Genomic DNA, 16,741 nt, shown 5'->3' on the forward strand with positions numbered 1-16,741 from the left:
TCGAATCAGCAACATGAGATAGAGGAGAAACCGTGTTGAAAACCGGAAGTCGTCTGCAAAGCCAGGTCTGTGACGCACAGGTCATCATCATCAAGGCACCCGCAGGCGATGTAGAGCTTGCCTGCGGTGGCCAGCCGATGATCGACGTGACGGAGTCGCCGGCGGCGGGCTTGACCCCAGCTACCGGTCTTGACGGCGGTACACAGATCGGTAAGCGGTACGTCGACGCCGAGGACACCGTTGAGGTTCTGGTCACCAAGCCCGGCGTGGGAAGCCTCTCACTGGACGGGACGGCGCTGGACATCAAGAGCGCCAAGCCGCTGCCGTCCAGTGACTGACCGCTCAAGCGAGGTGACGCCAGGAGTAGGCCCGCTTGCGGGTATCCGAGTTCTCGAACTCGCTGGGGTGGGACCCGGTCCCCATGCGGCGATGGTTCTCGGCGACCTCGGTGCCGACGTTGTACGCGTACAGCGTCCCGGCGGTCTCCCAGCGGAGGGACAACCAGCGAGTGCAGGACTTCGCAATCGCACGATCGTGGAAGCCGACCTGAAGGATCCCGAAGACCTTGTCGATATCAAACGCCTCGTGCAAGAGGCCGACATCCTGATCGAGGGCTTCCGGCCGGGGGTGACCGAGCGGGTCGGCCTCGGCCCCGATGACGTAGCTGTCCTCAATCCCCGGTTGATCTACGGTCGAATGACCGGATGGGGACAAACCGGGCCGAGGGCTACGGAAGCCGGTCACGACCTGAACTACATCTCGACGACCGGATTGCTCCACGCTGTGGGACGGGCGGGTGAACGCCCCGTTCCGCCGCTGAATCTCTTCGGAGATTTCGGCGGCGGTTCGATGTTCCTGGTAGTCGGGTTGATCTCTGCACTCGTCGAACGTCAGTCATCTGGGCGCGGGCAGGTGGTCGACGCCGCGATCGTGAATGGAACGGCTGCACTCGGGCATCTCCTGTGGGCGATGCGCGGAACCGGCCGTTGGTCAGATGATCGGGGCGAGAACGTTTTCGATGGCTCCGCTCCGTTCTACGACACTTACGAATGCTCGGACGGAAAGTACGTCGCGGTCGGCGCTCTTGAACCGCAGTTCTTCGCAACGATGTTGAAGACGCTCGAGATCGATGCGGACGAGATCGGCGCCCAGCGTGATCCTGCCAACTATCCGCGCATGCGCAAGATCTTCACAGAGCGTTTCGCCTCGCGCTCGCGTGATGAGTGGGCCGCCCTGTTCGCGGGTGTGGATGCGTGTGTCACTCCGGTGCTGACTTTCGCCGAGGCCGAGAGTGATCCGCACAACGTCGATCGCGAGGTGTTCACTACGATCGACGGCGTCACCCAGCCTGCTCCTGCTCCGTCGTTCTCACGCACGTCAACCGCCACGCCGACGCCCCCGCCTCGGCGCGCGGTCGACATCGCAGACGTCTGGGCATGACCCTTGTCCATTGTTCCGCAATTGTTTGGAGGAATTCCTTGACCAACACACCAGAAGCTCCCGCACTGATCGAGCGCCGGGGCCACGTCATGCTCATCACCTTGAACCGTCCGCAGGCGCGCAACGCCGTCAATGCCGATATGTGCATTCTGGTGGGAGATGCCTTGGCGGAAGCTGATAAAGACCCTGATGTTCGCGCAGTGGTACTCACCGGTGCCGGAGACAAGGCCTTCTGCGCCGGCGCTGATCTCAAGGCCATCACGCGTGGAGAGGCCGTGATCCCGCCCGGGCGCGAGAAGTGGGGCCTGGCAGGCTATGTCGGACAAGCGATCAGCAAACCCACTATCGCGGCCGTCAACGGACCGGCGCTGGGCGGGGGAACCGAACTGGTGCTCGCCAGCGATCTTGTCGTTGCCGCGGATACTGCGGTATTCGGTCTGCCCGAGGTGGCGCGGGGTCTGATCGCCGGCGCCGGTGGTGCGTTCCGACTCGCCGCTAAACTCCCGCAGGCCGTCGCCATGGAGCTGCTTCTGACCGGCGAACCGATCACGGCGGCCCAGGCCCTCGAGCTTCATCTGATCAACCGTGTGGTTCCTGCCGTCGATGTCGTCGACGTTGCGCTGGAACTCGCTGCGAAGATTGCGGCCAATGCGCCTCTCGCAGTGGCCGCAACCAAGCGAATCGCACTGGCGCAGACAGAGAGCGGAGACCGACCTGCAGAAAGCATCGGTTGGGAAATGACCAGTGCTGCGCTCGAGACGGTTGCCTATTCTGAAGACGCCAAGGAGGGACCGCGGGCTTTCGCAGAGAAGCGCGCCCCAGTCTGGCAGGGTCGTTGATTCTGACTTGATCAACTCAGAGACTGCTGCCCCGAAGTGACGACTCCGGGGCAGCAGTCTCTGGTGTTGCTCAATGCGAACGAATGCCGAAATCGATCTCGTGGATACTGGCGAACGGCGTGAAGTCCTCGCGATCGACCCAGGACGGCCGCGCGACGTGTCCGGGCTCGGGTCGTGCCCAATCCACCCACGTGCCCCAATCCTTACGACTGAGCTTCTCATCGAGCGTCTGCGGCCACCGCGCGGATGCCTGGGCATACTCCTTGGCGAAGTTCTTCATCTCACCCATCACCCATACGTCTTCTTCGGACCGCCACTTCCCGTCACCCGCGTATTGGATGATCTGCATGGAGGGAAAGTCGATCGGCGGGGCACCGGGTTCGGGGTTGTCGGCGCGGTTGAGGACCTTGTACACCACTCGACTTCCGTCGATCAGGTACCAGACCAGTGGGTTGTACACCTGTGGCGCGGCGCCCATCGTGCCTTCGATGAACCGGGTGATCTCACTCGGTCCGGTGAAGGTGCCGTAGAAATGGTCGGTGTACGTGGCGTCGTCGGTGAACAGACGCGCCCACGCTTCCCAGTCCTCGGCTACCTGGCCGACCATGAAATAGTGCCGGAAAGCGGCCTCAACCTCTTCCCTGTCGAAATCCACCATCGCGATCTACCTTTCCTTGCGATCAGTTGTCCTGTCCGACTGCGCGACTCACCGCGACACGGCGACGCCCATCCCGGTGATCCACTCCTCGACCGGTTGGTAGACGAGTGTGTCGAGCGGTGTACCTCCGCCGGCGGCTCCTGCAGCGAGCCAGGTCCGTACCTCATGAGCGCCGACGCCTGCCTGGGCACGCGCATCGTCAGTGAGCGCGGTGAGTTCCGCCGTGTCCCACTCGGCCAGTGCCCCCAGAAAGGCCTTGTCCCACTGCGGCTTGATCTTCTTGCGTGCGGCAGCAGCACCGTCGGCGATGACGCGGCGTCGCTCCTCGTCACTGATGTCATAAGCATCGAGTTCGAGGCTCGGTGGCGAGTGCGACAACCCTCCGGTCCCAATGACGAGCACGCGGGCGTCGCAGGTGTCGAGGAATCGCCCAACCGCCTCACCGAACGATAGGACTCGGGCCGCGGAGGGCAGTGGCCCGGTGGCGCAGTTTATGGGCACCGGAATCACCGGATACGCGTTGGGATCGCCCGCCAGGTCTCTCAGAGGCTGCGCGAAGGCGTGGTCTAGACTCACATCCCGGCAGACCGAGATGTCGAAGTCAGAATCCAGCAGATGGTCGGCGAGGTCGTTGGCGATGTCGGCCGGGATATCCAGCGTTCCTTCGGCGTGCCCTCCCTCGGGAAGTAGTGCGGCCGACAGGGCGACCGCGAAAGTGGGGACGATGTGCCGGAAAGCACGGCGGTGGTCGCCGCCGAACAAGACGACGAAATCGGGGTCGAACTCGGCTACCTGGGCGCGTGCATCGGCCAGACCGGCCCGGAACTCGGCACCGAAGACGTGGTCGGTGTCGCGCTCCATCCCTGGACTGTGACTCGCACACACCACCATGCGCTTCTTCTCGGTCATGACACTCCTTCATGGTGCGCGTCGGCCGCTCGACTCGCGTGACGAACGCACCGACAGTGACATCGACGTTAGATGAATCGTTCGTGGTAGTCGAGAGTCAGGTCTCACTTGGTTGACACACCACTATATTAGGCCTCACAGTAGACGTGACTGTCAGATATTGGAGGCGATCCTCGTGACTTTTGTTATCCTGCAAGCCTGTTGCAACGAGGCCTCATGCGTCGACGTATGCCCGGTCAACGCCATTCATCCCACACCCGATGAACCAGACTTCATGCGTACGGAGATGCTGCACATCGATCCGCAGAGTTGTATAGATTGCGGGGCGTGCGTGGAGGCCTGTCCGGTCGAGGCGATCAAGGCCGAAGACGAGTTGGACGATCCGGAACTGCCGTTCATCGAGCTCAACGCCGACTACTTCGAACAGCACCCAGTGGAAACCGGTCAGCTCGACGTTCCGAAACCGCTCTGGCGGAAAGCCGACTTCTCCGGGATGCGGGTGGCGATCGTCGGCTCGGGGCCGGCTGCGTTCTACGCGGCCTCAGAGCTGATCGCACTCAAGGGCGTGCAGGTCGATATGTTCGAGCGCCTGCTCACCCCGTACGGGCTGGTGCGCTTCGGTGTCGCACCAGACCACCCCGGCACGAAGGCGGTCGCCGACATCTTCCGCACACTGGAGCGACGCAAGAACTTCAGGCTGCACCTCGGGGTCGAGATCGGTGAGGATCTGACCCATGACGAACTGCTCGCCCACAATCATGCTGTCATCTATGCCGTCGGCGCATCATCAGATCGACGCCTCGGCATCGACGGTGAAGATCTGCCCGGCAGCCACACGGCCACCGAGTTCGTCGGCTGGTACAACGGCCATCCCGATTACAAGGACCGGACCTTTGATCTCAGCGGCGAGCGGGCCGTGATCGTCGGCAACGGCAACGTGGCACTCGACGTCGCCCGTATCCTCCTCACCGATCCGGACACCCTCGACCGCACGGACATCGCAGACCACGCGCTCGAGGTGCTGCGTACCAGCAATATCCGGGAGGTAGTGGTTCTCGGCCGTCGTGGTGTCGCACAGGCCGGCTACACCAATCCCGAGATGATGGCCCTGCGGCATCTGCCGGATGTCGACTTGGTGATCGACCCGGACGACGTTGAGATCGATGGGGTCACGCAGGGCATCCTTGATTCGCCGGAGACCGAGTCATCGGTCAAAGCCAAGATCTCCCTGGCCCGCAAGGTTGCCGAAGAGGGCGATACGAGTGCTCCGAAACGTCTGGTGCTGCGCTACCTCACCTCCCCTACCGAGATCTCCGGGTCGGACCGGGTCGAGGCTGTCACCATCACGCGCAATGAACTGAAAGCGACTGAGGGGGGCGGGATCGTCGCCGTTCCGACCGACGCCACCGAGAGCATCGAGACGGGCCTGATTCTGCGCGCTGTCGGGTACCGCGGCGTCCCGGTTCCGGGCGTGCCATTTGACGATACTCGCGGAGTCATCGCGAATGATGAAGGCCGGGTCGTCACGCTGGACAGCCGCGAGCCCCTTCAGGGTGTCTACGCCACGGGGTGGGTCAAGCGTGGTCCGTCCGGTGTCATCGGAACGAACAAGAAGTGCGCGGCCGACACCGTTGACCTGCTCCTTCAAGACTACGTTGCCGATGCTCTCGCGGATCCGCCGCAGGACGAGGAGTCCTTCGCGGATCTCATCTCTCAGAGGGTGCCGGAAGTCGTCGATTTCTCGGGCTGGACCTTGATCGATAAGGCGGAGAAGGCGGCGGGCAAGCCCCGTAAACGACCGCGGGTGAAGTTCGTCGATCCGGATTCCATGATGGCGGTGGTCCGCGGCGAGTGACTGCGCCACAGACGACGACCGATCTGACCCTGATGGGCATCTTCTGACCCTGATGGGCACCTTCAGTGCAGGTCGTACGCTACAAGCCGTGCCTACGGGCGGTGGGCCGATCGCGGCTCACCGCCCGTAGTGCAACTCTGAGACATAGGGTTTTGCTGGCCCTATGACACGATCCGAGTAACGGTTCGGTAACGCTACGACCAAACCGCAAGGAGTGACGCCAGTCATAGTTCAGGATAGAGAAGTCCATCTGACACCGCGTCTCTAGCGACTTGGTCCCGGCTCGGTTCGGCAGAGTCTGATGCGACGTTCCGCGCAACTACCCATGTGCGGGACACAGCTTTTTGTCCCGACCTCAGGAGCCCAACATGCAGAAAATCAAGAGAGGTCGGCGGCTGCTCGCCACGGCCGTTCTCTCGGCCGCACTCACCGCAGGCATGGTCGCCTGTAGCTCGGATGACGACGACTCCGCGGCCAATCCCACGGCCGATGAATCGGTACTCGGCACACCGAACAAGGCCACCGGATCGCCGGTGACCATCGGTTTCATCAGCGAGGGGAAGTCGCAGACGATTGACGTCTCCGATGAGATCCGTGGCGCCGAGGCCGCCGCCAAGTACGCCAACGAGTACCTCGGCGGCATCGGCGGCCATCCGATCGAGGTCAAGGCGTGCCACGCACAGGCGCAGCCGGCCATTGCCACGGACTGCGCGAACCAGATGGTGCAGGCCAAGGTAGGAGCAGTGGTCGGGCCGCAGCCGGGCGAGCTCGACAACATCGTGGACGTGCTCTCGCCTGCGAAGGTTCCGCTCGTCGTCCAGTCCGGTGTGACGCAGAAGGGACTCACGGCGCCGGGTGTCTTCTCGCTGACGAACGGTACCGCCTACTTCGCGATCGCGGCGATGCAGGCCAAGGAAGAGAATCTCAAGAACACCACGGCCATCTCGATCGGCGTCCCTGCGGCCGAGGGACCGACACGTCAGCTCGGTGCTTTGACCTTTGGTAACTCCGGTGTCGACTTCAAGGTCGTCGGCATTGCACCGGGCACCGCGGACATGACTCCGCAGATCACCGCAGCCAGTGCGGACGCCGACAACTTCTTCGTCATCGGGAACGACAGCTTCTGCACTAGTGCGTTCAAGGCGATTCGGACGGCCAAGCAGAACGTGCCGATCTTCGCCATCGACCGGTGCATCACCGTCGGCGGCGGCAACTCCATTCCTAACGGTTACGAGGGCATCGACGTCAGCACGACGCTCAACTTGGACCCAGAGGAACCCGACTCGAAGCTCTACTCGGCAGTTCTCGCGAAGTACGGTGACGGCGCGAAGTTCGGTGCGCTCTCGTCGGCCGGGTATGCGCCGATGCTCGCCATGGTCAAGGCACTCAATGCGGCAAAGGTCACCGACCCTACGCAGGAGACCATCATGGCGGCCATGAAGACGGCGCCGGCTACCGAGTACCCGCTGACCAACGGAATCATGTTCCAGTGCGACGGTAAGCAGATCCCGCTCTCGCCCAACATCTGCAGTGCAGACGGCATTCGCGCCACGGCGAAGAAGAACGGCGAACTGACCGACTTCAAGCAGGTGGCTATCGACCCGGCGCTGTACGCGGCACCGAAGCCCTGATCGAATAGATCGACGATACTGGCCGCCAAACCGAAGGGTTTGGCGGCCAGTTCTTTCGTCGCGAGGATATGGCCACTGGCCGGCCCTCGCCGGCGTGCGCGTCCGAGCTCACCACGTGTACGCCCATCGCCTTGACCAGGGATCCGGCAGCCCGTCCGCTGTCCCCAAACCCCCACCGCACGGGACTTACCCACCTGCAATCGCGCAGCACCGGTGGTATAGCGTCGTAAACAGCGACCGTTGTTCTCTCTGCCGGTCGCCCGGTTGGTGAACAGCTTCGCGGCAACGAATATTGGAGCCGAACAAATGGCAGTGAAACAGCCTGATGGTGGATCGGGCCAACCCGTGAAGACGGATAGTGGAGCGGAGAACCTCGCTCGGTTGATCGAGCTGCTCGAACTCGAGCCGCTGGACGTGGACCGGTTCCGTGCGGTCAACGACTCGTCGCTGACTCCGTATCGACTGTTCGGTGGTCTGATCGCCGCGCAAGCGCTGCATGCCGCGCAGCGCACCGTTCCGTCCGAGTATCAAGTGCACTCGCTGCACACGGCATTCCTGCGGACGGGTCCCCCCGATGTTCCGCTCACGCTGGTCGTGCACCGGTCCCGCGATGGCCGCTCATTCGCCTCTCGCACAGTCACGGTGATTCAGTCGGATCAGGTGATCTGCACGCTGACAGCGTCATTCCATGTCGAGGAACCAGGCGTGATCCACGAAGCGTTGATGCCCGTCGTTCCTGGTCCTGATGCCGAGGGATGGTCTGACCCGCTGGATGCGGATTGGGGTCCCCAGACGGCGTTCGAGCACCGGGGGCGATTGGAGACGATCGACGGAGCCGTCGTCCGACGTTACTGGACTCGGCCGGTCGGGGCTGTCCCCGACGATCCCGCACTGCGGGCATGCCTGTTCACCGTGTTGACGGACTTCTGGGCGATGTTGCCCGCTGTGGAATCGATCGGGCTCGACCCGACCGGCGAACTCCAGCACGTCTCACTCGACCATTCGATCTGGTTCCATCGGCCGGTGCCGCTCGACGAATGGCTCTTGGTGGAGCAGAGATCGGTCGCCACGGTCAATGCACGCGGGCTGGTCTTCGGCTCGGTATTCACCGGTGACGGTGCGACGGTCGCAAGCGTCGCGCAGGAGGCGCTGATTCGCGGGCCCCGCGACAAGGCGTGAATGCGGTGGTCGCGGCGGTGAGGTGAGGCCGCTGGCCGCCCGATCCCGGACTGCCGTGTACCCGGCCGAAGGCCTTGCGCCGGGGTTCATTCCGGCTTTGTGCGAAGTGGCCGCCGGCTCGATAATGGGTGGATGAAATCGTACAATCTACATATCTCTCACCGGCCCGGGCGGGACGGTTCCATCCCCGCGAATCCGCACGTACCGTTTTACCGTGCGATGGAGTGCTCCGTCGAAGCCTGGAACTCATTGCTCGTCAGCACGTGTGGCGATCTGCTGTCGGCCGGCGACCTCGGCGTGGTCGATGTGTCGGCGCAGTTCACCAGAGAGCTCTTCGTCGGCGATGTTCGGGCGGAGGCGAGTCTGATTCGGCTAGGGGTGAGCAGTGTGAGCTTCCGGGTGGTGATATACCAGGAGGAGATGGCAGGCGCCGACATCACGATCGTGTTGGCACGTCTTGCTGATGGCCGTACCCGGTCAACTCCGTTGAGCCCCGAACAGCGTGCGGCGCTGGAGACGATTCTCGAGAAGTGAAGGGATACTGTGGCTACCGAGAAGATTTCGACTGACAGGGTGACACTTCCAGGGGCGGGACTCGAGCTGGCGGCCGACCGCTGGGCCGCCGGCCCCGATGCACGCGGAGTAGTCGTCCTGTTGCATGGCGGTGGGCAGACCCGGCATTCCTGGCGTACGACCGGCCAGCAGTTGGCGAGGCTCGGTTGGGTCACGTATGCCGTCGACCTTCGGGGTCACGGCGACAGCGAGTGGGCGTCCGATGCCGACTACGGCCTGTCGAGTCACCTCGGCGACCTACTGGCGTTGACCGCCGAGATTCGCCGCCGCGAACCCGGGCTACCGCTGTCGCTGGTAGGAGCGTCCTTGGGGGGTGTCATCTCGTTGATTGCTGTCGGCGAGAACAAGGGACTTGCGCAGGCACTGGTCCTCGTCGACGTGGCAGCGAGAATTGAAGAGAACGGTAGCGCGCGGGTTCGCGACTTCATGATGAGCGCACCCAACGGATTCGAGAGCCTGGAACAGGCGTCGGAGGCGATCGCGAACTACAACCCACATCGGCGCCGAAGTGGCAGCCTCGAGGGACTGAAGAAGAACTTGAGGCTGCGTGACGGCCGATGGCATTGGCACTGGGATCCGCGCAGTCTCGAGGTCGAGCATTCTGCGGACAGTCCGGAACACCCGAACAGTGCTGCCGTCTACGAACGCTCGCGGATGGCCGCCCGCCATGTGGACTGCCCGTTCCTGCTGGTGCGGGGGCGGATGTCGGACGTCGTCTCGGATGCCGGAGTCGCCGAGATGCAGGAGTTGATCCCCCAGACCGAGGTCATCGACGTACGGAACGCGGGCCACATGGTGGTCGGTGACGACAATGACGTGTTCACAGAGGGTCTGGCTGGTTTCCTCGACCGCATCGGTTGACCGCAGCGCGATCCGGGGGTCGTACAGGTCCTTGCGGGGAGCGCATCACGGCACTAGCCTCGGGATAATCGGAGCCCGTGGCTCCGATTGAGGGCGATGGAAGGCAAATTCATGGGTGTCCAGAACCTCAGCGGTCGTCGCATCATCGTGACCGGTGGTGCGAGCGGTATGGGGGAGGGACTCGTGCGGGCCTTCCCCGGTTACGGGGCCGAGGTGGTGTCGCTGGATCTCGCGGAGGAGGCGGGTCGCAGTATCGCCGACGATGCGGGCGCATCATTTCAGCAGGTCGACGTGTCGGATCAGTATTCCGTGGATCGAGCGATAGCAGCAGCAGTCGACACTCTCGGCGGACTGGACGTCTTGGTCCATGCAGCCGGGATTGCTCCGTTCGCTCCGTCGGAGTCGACCCCGTTGGACCTGTGGAACACGGTCATGGCGATCAATGCAACCGGAACGATGCTCACCAACCAGGCCGCTTTCCGGTATCTCCAGGCCGATGGTGGAGCCATCCTGAACTTTGCGTCGGCGGCCGGCCTGGACGGGTTGCCGGGGAAGGCCGCCTACTCGGCAAGCAAGGGAGCGGTGCTTGCCTGGACCCGTACCGTCGCCGCGGAGTGGGGCCGATACGGGATCACCGTCAATGCGATCGCGCCTGCGATATGGACTCCGATGTACGACAAGACCCGTTCCGAGATGTCGGAGGAGCAGTTGGTTCGGCACGATGCGATCATGGCCCAGCAGATTCCGATCGGCGGTCGGCTCGGAGATATCACCAACGACTTTGTCCCGGTGATGGCCTTCTACGCATCCGAGGGTGCCGGATTCGTGACCGGACAAACGATCGCGATCGACGGTGGCACGCTGAAGGTACGATGACTGGCCCCGTCGTGAGCACGCGGCGGCAGCCTCGCACGGACGCTCTGCGAAATCGTGAGAGATTGTTGGTGCTTGCACGAGAGCACTTGTGGGACAAAGGATTCGAGTTCTCGGCCGCTGCGGTCGCTGCAGACGCCGGTGTGGGGATCGGGACGCTGTATCGTCACTTTGCGAACCGCGACGCCCTGATCGAGGCTGTGCTGGCGGACTTCCTGACGGAAGTGGAAGCCGAACTCGATGCCGTCGAGACGATGGAACCGGGTGTGGAGGCGCTCGGAGAGTACGTACGGGGATTGGCCGGAGCGGGTGGCCGCGGGCTCGCTGACATCGTTCTCGCGGATCCCGAGAGCACCCCGGGCTTGGCCGCTCGGCGGCGCGATATTCGTAGCCGAGGTGGGGCGTTGATCGCCCGGGCGCAAGAGACTGGAGCGATGCGCTCCGATTTCACCTTGGATGATCTGCACGTGTTCCTCTGTGTCATAGCGGGTTTGAGCGCTGACAAACGAGTAGGTGATGTGCTTGTGAATCGTTTCATCCGTGACCATCTGGAAGGCCTACGATGATCGTCGACAATCTGGCCGACATCCTGGATCCTGAACCGTTGGGAGGCAATGTCTTCCGCGCCAGATCACGACCGACGCTGCCTGGGGGCGTCTTCGGTGGACAGATGCTCGGGCAGGCAGTGGTCAGCGCCGGGCGTACCGTTTCCGCGGAGCAGCTTCCACATTCGTTGCATGCGTACTTCGAACGTCCCGGTGACTGGGCCCGTCCGATCGACTACACGGTGCATATCGAGCGCGACGGCCGGTCGAGCGCGCGTCGCCGTGTGGTGGCAACGCAGGGCGAGGATCGCGTACTCACTGCAGAGATGTCTTTTCACGCGGCGCGCGATGGTGCGCTCGAGAAAGTGCGTCCGCCTTTCGAGGCCGCGCAGGCTTCCTGGGACGGCCGTGCGTCGGATGCGGACATGGTGGAGACGATCGAAGCCTGGCTGCGCAAGCTCGGCCAGATGTTGCGACTCGAGGTCCGCTTCTTCGATGAGCCGATGCGCGCGCGCACGTTGCGGACCGGCTCTGCTCCTGGCGAGCAGCGATTCCTGGTAAGGCCTCTGGATCGGCTCCCGGACGACGCTCTGATCTGCTGCGGCGCACTTGCGTACGTCTCCGATATGTTCCTGCTCGCAAGTTCTCTAGGACCGAAAGGGGTGGTGATGGGCGATCCTCGGGTCCGAGCTGCCAGCCTTGATCACGCGTTGTGGTTCCACACCGTCCCCGCAGCCGGAGAGTGGCTCCTGCACGAGACGACGGCCCTGTGGGGGGCGGCGGATCGGGCGCTGTGCAGTGGGCGACTCTACGACCCGGCGGGACACGTGATCGCACAGTCGACACAAGAAGGGTTGGTGCGAGTAGCGCATGACCGATAGCAGCAGCCCGGCCCTACGGTTCGGTCTCTTCATGCCACAGATCGGTTGCTCCGCAACGGAGATGATCGCCGCCGCCCGAAATGCGGAAAAGGCCGGTTTCGATTCCCTGTGGATCATGGATCATCTGTACGCACCCGGCGCGCCGCAGTTCGACACTCTGGAAAGCTGGACGTTGCTGTCCGCGATAGCGGCATCGACCTCGTCGATCCGCCTCGGGCATCTGGTGGGATGTAATCCTTTCCGTCATCCGTCGCTGCTCGCCAAGATGGCCGCCACCGTAGATCAGCTATCCGGGGGCCGTCTGGACCTCGGGCTGGGATGGGGATCGGTGGAAGAGGAGTTCGGGATCTTCGGGTTCGAGGTCGGAACCCGGAGAGAACGCGCCGAGCAACTCGGTGAGACGATCGAGATCCTCCGGAAGATGTTCACTGGAGAGCCGTTCGATTACACCGGTACGCACTTTCGACTCTCCGGTGCCTACGGCCGGCCGACACCGGTTCGAGGGACGATTCCGATTCACATCGGTGGTGCCGGCAAACAACTGACGATGCCGCTCGTCGCGGAACATGCGCAATGGTGGAACTGTGTCGCCTCGGCGCGATCACGATTCGACGAGCTCGCTCCGCTGCGTGGAGCAGCCAGGATCTCGGTGCAGTATCCGGTGGGGGTGGTCGTTGATGAATCCTCTCGTTCAAAGGTGGCTGAACGAACGGCCCGACGGATGCCCGAATCGGGCTGGGGTGAGCCACTGATCGGCACACTGGACGAGCTGGCGGAGAAGTTCGAGTCGGAGGCCGAGCGAGGGGTGGAGCTCGCGATAGTACGGTTCCACGACCGCGCCGATCCCGACACGCTTGACAGGTTCGGGCGTGAGGTCATCGCTCCACTGAGCGGCGGATGACCGCACCGGCCCGTCGCTGCCGGGAAGCAGGAGCTCCGCCACTCTCCGCGCGTCGAGGCGCGGGGAGCGTACCCGTGTCCAGCGGCGCGGGGTAGCGTAGTGGGCAAAGACTCAGCCTCCACCGGCTCTTGCGCTCGTGGGCTGCACGAGAGACCGTTCGAGTAGTTTTCAGTATCGATGGAAGGTGACCTGTGATCTCACTGTCATCAAGCGAACAGGCAGCCGCCTGCACCGTTGCCCGGTCCTTCAACGAGCAGGTCGGTTCGCTGACGTGCGACATGGACATCTAGGGGATTCCGTGGATTTCCCCAAGCTTCCGCTCGCCGGTGTGACCGTGCTGTCGCTGGAACACGCGGTGGCCGCTCCCTTTGCCACGCGCCAGTTGGCAGACCTCGGGGCGCGGGTCATCAAGGTCGAGAGAACCGGATCAGGCGACTTCGCGCGGCAGTACGACGAGACGGTCAACGGTCAGGCGAGCTACTTCGTCTGGTTGAACCGCTCCAAGGAGTCGGTCTCGATCGACGTCAAGAGCGAGGATGGGAGGGAGTTGCTGCGCCGCCTCGCCAGCAGTGCCGACGTCGTGGTGCAGAACCTCGGGCCTGGCGCTGCCAAACGACTCGGACTGGGCAGTGACGAGCTCCGGGCGCAAGACCCGCGCAAGATCGTTCTGTCGATCACGGGCTGGGGGAGCACCGGTCCGTGGGCAGACCGCAAGGCATACGACCTGCTGGTGCAGTGCGAAACCGGACTCGTTTCTCTCACGGGTACTGCGGACGACGTCGCGAAGGTGGGTATCTCGGTGGCCGACATCGCCGCTGGGATGTACGGCTTCTCCGGTGTTCTGGCCGCGCTCTACCAGCGTGCAGTGACGGGCGAAGGAGCCGCTCTCGAGGTCTCACTGTTCGAAGCTCTGGCCGAATGGCTGGGCCAGCCAGCACATTTCACGGCGGGTACAGGTGCACAGCCGGGACGTTTCGGCGCCCAGCACGCGACCATAGCGCCGTACGGCCCGTACAGTGCGGCCGACGGGCACGTGGTTCTCCTGGCTGTTCAGAACGAACCGGAATGGAAGCGGTTGTGTGAGATCGTCTTCGAGGATCCAGATCTGGCCGTTGACTCCCGGTTCGTGTCGAACACTTTGCGGGTCCAGAACCGTCTGCCGCTCAACGAGCGGGTCGCACAGCACTTCGCCGCGTTGACGACCGATGAACTGACCGAGCGACTCACGTCGGCGCGTATCGCATTCGCCGGCGTCAACACCGTGAGCGAGTTTCTCGACCATCCCGTCTTGGCCGAACGAGACAGGTGGCGGTCGGTCGACACCGAGGCAGGTGCCGTTCGAGCGCTGCTGCCGCCGCTTCAGTTCGGCCGAGCCGAGGCACGAATGGATGCGGTCCCGGCCCTGGGCGAACACAGTGCCGCCGTCGCAGCGGAATTCGGCTTCGACGCTGAGGCGATCGACCGGATGCTGGGGGATGGGACGCTGTATGCCGCGGGAGACGACGGCGCCGACGGGACGACGAGCGAGTGAGCTGACCAGCTGAGTCCGGCTCGGTCCCGTCGGCGAGCCGGCTCGCCGGGGAGACATCCGACTGCATGCTGGACGCCGCCACCGACGGCTGCGGCGGCGCCCGAATCGGCTACGCCAACGAGAGCGTGGTGAGTTTGTCGGGGGAGAAGGCGTCCGCCTCGAGATGCCATGGCCCGGAGTGAACTGCCGTGAGTGCCGCGGCGAGTTCGGGCCGTTGGCCGAGCATCCTCAAGATGCGCGGGCGCCGCGTAGCGCGGTCGGTCATTCCGAAGCCGCCGATCAGATCGGTGAGCGCGCTGGCGAAGCGCAGGCGAGCCATCCGCGCGTTCCGCTCCGTGGTGTACCCCGATAGCGTTTCCGGAGTCCATTCAGCGTTGTCCAGCAAGGCTTCCGACAGCACTCGCGCGTCGCGAAGGGTGATGCTGAGACCTTGCGCGGTGACCGGATTGCTCCAGCCGGCGGCATCGCCGATCAGCGCCGCCCCGGGGATGACTGGAGTCTCGGTCCACGCATCGTTCATCGGGAAGGTCGCGCAGGGCCCGATCGGTGTGGATGCGGCCAACTCATGGTGATCGGGGAAGATCGGGGTCCGGTACGACTCGAGAAAATCGGGGATGGACGCCGGCCCCTTGAGCGGTTCCGGATCGTCGACACGCCGTCCGACGTAGAGACGCAGCTTGTTGTCGGCGCGAGGGATGACGATGTACTGGTTGCGGCCGTCGATCGCGATCGAGGTGACACGACGATCCCAGGTGCCACCGTCGTCGACGAGCATCCCGGTCAGTTTGACGCGTGCTTCGTTGGTGAACATCGAAATGCCCAGTGCGGAGCGCGTTGTCGAGAACTTGCCATCGGCTCCGACGATCAGGCGACACTCGATCGTCTGCTCCTGATCGTCGAGCTCGAAGGTCACCTGTGGAGAGTCACCCGGAACGACTGCTGATCGGCGAACTCCGCGAATGACGGTGGCACCGGCTTTGACAGCGGCGGTCGCCAGCGCTTCGCGGAGTTCAGGATGCCCGACACCGATCACCCCGGGGGAGCCCGGCACGGCCTTCGACAGATCGCTGGAGCGTTGCTGTGCCTGCTCTACAGTCAGTGTCTCGTCGTAGGGGATCATGCGAGTGATGACCGATGCGCTCTCGGCTTCCAACACCGAATCGGCGACGCCGAGTTCGACGGCTTCGACGAAGCCCCACGGCACCATGGCTTCCCCCCGCACCATGTCCCGATAGGTGGGCTCCCGTTCGAGAACGGTGACGGCGAGACCGGCTGTCGCCAATCGCGCGGCCAGAGCGCACCCTCCGATGCCGCCGCCGATGATTACGACGTCCGCTTTCATCCAGGTCTCCTAAGGTTATTTACACACTGTCAATGGAACTCATTTACTATGACATAATCACGGAGCGCGAGCGAAAGGTTGGTCGAAGTGGTGCGCAATCGCGGAGGGACCCAGCCGTCGCCGATCTCACAGGCCGATGTCCTCGAGGCGGCACTGCGGGTGGTGGAGCGTTCGTCGCTGGAGGACCTGACTGTCCGCGCGGTCGCGAACGAATGCGGTGTCACCGCCCCGGCCATCCACTACCACCTGCGTGGAAAGCCCGCCCTCGCCGACCGGGTGGTAGAGGCTGTGGCCGACAGGATCCGGATCGTGATCGATCCCGACGACTCGTGGGAGGACCAGTACATCGGTCTCGTCAGGGCGATGGACCGCGACTTTCTTCGGTACCCGGGCACCGGAATGCGGGCTCTCGCCGCCGATGGCCCGTCGGCCGCGGCGGCACGGCTGACGACCACGGCGCTGGGGATCCTGCGCCGTGGCGGGTTCGACGAGTCGGAAGCCCGGGAGATCTTCACCGCGACCTACCTCATGTTCGTCGGATGGCTGGCGACGCGCGGGCGGTCGCAGAGTGGGATGACGCACCCGGCACTCGCCGCAGCCGGAGGTGAGACCACGGGGAACGACGGCGTCGACGCACTCGAATCTGCGCTGCGACGACTGTTCGCCGGGACCAGAGATGGCAACAACAAGGAAAGAGGAAGAGATGAACACCGAGAACACTGA

Annotated in this window: 17 protein-coding genes; 14 read left to right on the forward strand and 3 right to left on the reverse strand. The window is 63.8% G+C overall.

What is annotated here, in order from left to right:
- The first annotated feature begins 32 nt into the window (after positions 1-32).
- From GH2_RS16480 to GH2_RS16490, 3 genes are read left to right on the forward strand one after another with little or no spacing between them, the layout of a single operon-like run.
- A complete protein-coding gene (locus GH2_RS16480; RefSeq protein WP_066170434.1) occupies positions 33-338 on the forward strand; it encodes a hypothetical protein in 306 nt (101 codons plus the stop codon).
- The gene (locus GH2_RS16485; protein ID WP_066170436.1) at positions 331-1,440 is read left to right on the forward strand and encodes a CaiB/BaiF CoA transferase family protein; all 1,110 of its coding nucleotides are present in this window, start codon (positions 331-333) and stop codon (positions 1,438-1,440) included. The genes GH2_RS16480 and GH2_RS16485 overlap by 8 nt, the downstream gene beginning before the upstream one ends.
- Positions 1,437-2,279, forward strand: a complete 843-nt coding sequence (locus GH2_RS16490) for a crotonase/enoyl-CoA hydratase family protein (RefSeq protein WP_174545358.1) — start codon at positions 1,437-1,439, stop codon at positions 2,277-2,279. Before GH2_RS16485 ends, GH2_RS16490 begins: the two co-directional genes overlap by 4 nt.
- 70 nt (positions 2,280-2,349) lie before the next feature.
- On the opposite strand, the gene GH2_RS16495 is transcribed toward GH2_RS16490, so the two are convergent.
- Both GH2_RS16495 and GH2_RS16500 read right to left on the reverse strand, forming a co-directional pair.
- Positions 2,350-2,937: a nuclear transport factor 2 family protein gene (locus tag GH2_RS16495; RefSeq protein ID WP_066170443.1), complete on the reverse strand. Its 588-nt coding sequence runs from the start codon at positions 2,935-2,937 to the stop codon at positions 2,350-2,352.
- 48 nt (positions 2,938-2,985) lie between these two features.
- On the reverse strand, positions 2,986-3,846 hold the full coding sequence (locus GH2_RS16500) for a 3-carboxyethylcatechol 2,3-dioxygenase (protein ID WP_174545359.1): 861 nt from the start codon (positions 3,844-3,846) through the stop codon (positions 2,986-2,988).
- Positions 3,847-4,021: 175 nt separating this feature from the next.
- On the opposite strand from GH2_RS16500, the gene GH2_RS16505 reads away from it, so the two are divergent.
- From GH2_RS16505 to GH2_RS16550, 10 genes are all read left to right on the forward strand, one after another.
- Positions 4,022-5,701 carry a 4Fe-4S binding protein gene (locus tag GH2_RS16505; RefSeq protein ID WP_066170598.1) on the forward strand — a complete coding sequence of 560 codons (1,680 nt, stop codon included), beginning with the start codon at positions 4,022-4,024 and terminating at the stop codon, positions 5,699-5,701.
- Between the two features lie 368 nt (positions 5,702-6,069).
- Positions 6,070-7,332, forward strand: coding sequence for an ABC transporter substrate-binding protein (locus GH2_RS16510; RefSeq protein ID WP_066170446.1), 1,263 nt, complete (start codon positions 6,070-6,072; stop codon positions 7,330-7,332).
- Positions 7,333-7,677: 345 nt separating this feature from the next.
- Positions 7,678-8,511: an acyl-CoA thioesterase gene (locus GH2_RS16515; RefSeq protein WP_066170447.1), complete on the forward strand. Its 834-nt coding sequence runs from the start codon at positions 7,678-7,680 to the stop codon at positions 8,509-8,511.
- A 219-nt stretch (positions 8,512-8,730) separates the two neighbouring features.
- The gene (locus GH2_RS16520) at positions 8,731-9,045 is read left to right on the forward strand and encodes an acyl-CoA thioesterase (protein WP_066170449.1); all 315 of its coding nucleotides are present in this window, start codon (positions 8,731-8,733) and stop codon (positions 9,043-9,045) included.
- A gap of 39 nt (positions 9,046-9,084) precedes the next feature.
- A complete protein-coding gene (locus GH2_RS16525) occupies positions 9,085-9,945 on the forward strand; it encodes an alpha/beta hydrolase (protein WP_244885415.1) in 861 nt (286 codons plus the stop codon).
- Positions 9,946-10,056: 111 nt separating this feature from the next.
- Positions 10,057-10,821: an SDR family NAD(P)-dependent oxidoreductase gene (locus tag GH2_RS16530; RefSeq protein WP_066170601.1), complete on the forward strand. Its 765-nt coding sequence runs from the start codon at positions 10,057-10,059 to the stop codon at positions 10,819-10,821.
- Complete coding sequence (locus GH2_RS16535; RefSeq protein WP_066170454.1) at positions 10,818-11,384, forward strand: TetR/AcrR family transcriptional regulator; 567 nt, start codon at positions 10,818-10,820, stop codon at positions 11,382-11,384. Before GH2_RS16530 ends, GH2_RS16535 begins: the two co-directional genes overlap by 4 nt.
- Positions 11,381-12,244 carry an acyl-CoA thioesterase gene (locus tag GH2_RS16540; protein WP_084247567.1) on the forward strand — a complete coding sequence of 288 codons (864 nt, stop codon included), beginning with the start codon at positions 11,381-11,383 and terminating at the stop codon, positions 12,242-12,244. Before GH2_RS16535 ends, GH2_RS16540 begins: the two co-directional genes overlap by 4 nt.
- Positions 12,234-13,145 carry an LLM class flavin-dependent oxidoreductase gene (locus GH2_RS16545; RefSeq protein ID WP_066170458.1) on the forward strand — a complete coding sequence of 304 codons (912 nt, stop codon included), beginning with the start codon at positions 12,234-12,236 and terminating at the stop codon, positions 13,143-13,145. The genes GH2_RS16540 and GH2_RS16545 overlap by 11 nt, the downstream gene beginning before the upstream one ends.
- Before the next feature lie 298 nt (positions 13,146-13,443).
- Positions 13,444-14,676 (forward strand): CaiB/BaiF CoA transferase family protein, encoded by a 1,233-nt coding sequence (locus tag GH2_RS16550; protein ID WP_066170461.1) that lies wholly within the window; start codon positions 13,444-13,446, stop codon positions 14,674-14,676.
- Positions 14,677-14,785: 109 nt separating this feature from the next.
- Here the strand turns inward: GH2_RS16550 and GH2_RS16555 are convergent, their stop codons facing one another.
- Positions 14,786-16,018 carry an FAD-dependent oxidoreductase gene (locus GH2_RS16555; protein WP_066170464.1) on the reverse strand — a complete coding sequence of 411 codons (1,233 nt, stop codon included), beginning with the start codon at positions 16,016-16,018 and terminating at the stop codon, positions 14,786-14,788.
- Between the two features lie 90 nt (positions 16,019-16,108).
- Here GH2_RS16555 and GH2_RS16560 point away from each other — a divergent pair, with 90 nt between their 5' ends.
- The gene (locus GH2_RS16560; RefSeq protein ID WP_244885417.1) at positions 16,109-16,741 is read left to right on the forward strand and encodes a TetR/AcrR family transcriptional regulator; all 633 of its coding nucleotides are present in this window, start codon (positions 16,109-16,111) and stop codon (positions 16,739-16,741) included.

Origin of the sequence: Gordonia hydrophobica NBRC 16057, assembly GCF_001592365.1 — a bacterium.
Classification (GTDB): Bacteria; Actinomycetota; Actinomycetes; order Mycobacteriales; family Mycobacteriaceae; genus Gordonia; species Gordonia hydrophobica.

Bases quoted from the DNA above. Each gene is read 5' to 3' on its own strand.
- GH2_RS16520 (WP_066170449.1), top strand. From the start codon at position 8,731: ATGGAGTGCTCCGTCGAAGCCTGGAACTCATTGCTCGTCAGCACGTGT.
- GH2_RS16540 (WP_084247567.1), top strand. From the start codon at position 11,381: ATGATCGTCGACAATCTGGCCGACATCCTGGATCCTGAACCGTTGGGA.
- GH2_RS16495 (WP_066170443.1), bottom strand. From the start codon at position 2,937: ATGGTGGATTTCGACAGGGAAGAGGTTGAGGCCGCTTTCCGGCACTAT.
- GH2_RS16490 (WP_174545358.1), top strand. From the start codon at position 1,437: ATGACCCTTGTCCATTGTTCCGCAATTGTTTGGAGGAATTCCTTGACC.
- GH2_RS16510 (WP_066170446.1), top strand. From the start codon at position 6,070: ATGCAGAAAATCAAGAGAGGTCGGCGGCTGCTCGCCACGGCCGTTCTC.
- GH2_RS16555 (WP_066170464.1), bottom strand. From the start codon at position 16,018: ATGAAAGCGGACGTCGTAATCATCGGCGGCGGCATCGGAGGGTGCGCT.
- GH2_RS16530 (WP_066170601.1), top strand. From the start codon at position 10,057: ATGGGTGTCCAGAACCTCAGCGGTCGTCGCATCATCGTGACCGGTGGT.
- GH2_RS16535 (WP_066170454.1), top strand. From the start codon at position 10,818: ATGACTGGCCCCGTCGTGAGCACGCGGCGGCAGCCTCGCACGGACGCT.
- GH2_RS16545 (WP_066170458.1), top strand. From the start codon at position 12,234: ATGACCGATAGCAGCAGCCCGGCCCTACGGTTCGGTCTCTTCATGCCA.
- GH2_RS16500 (WP_174545359.1), bottom strand. From the start codon at position 3,846: ATGACCGAGAAGAAGCGCATGGTGGTGTGTGCGAGTCACAGTCCAGGG.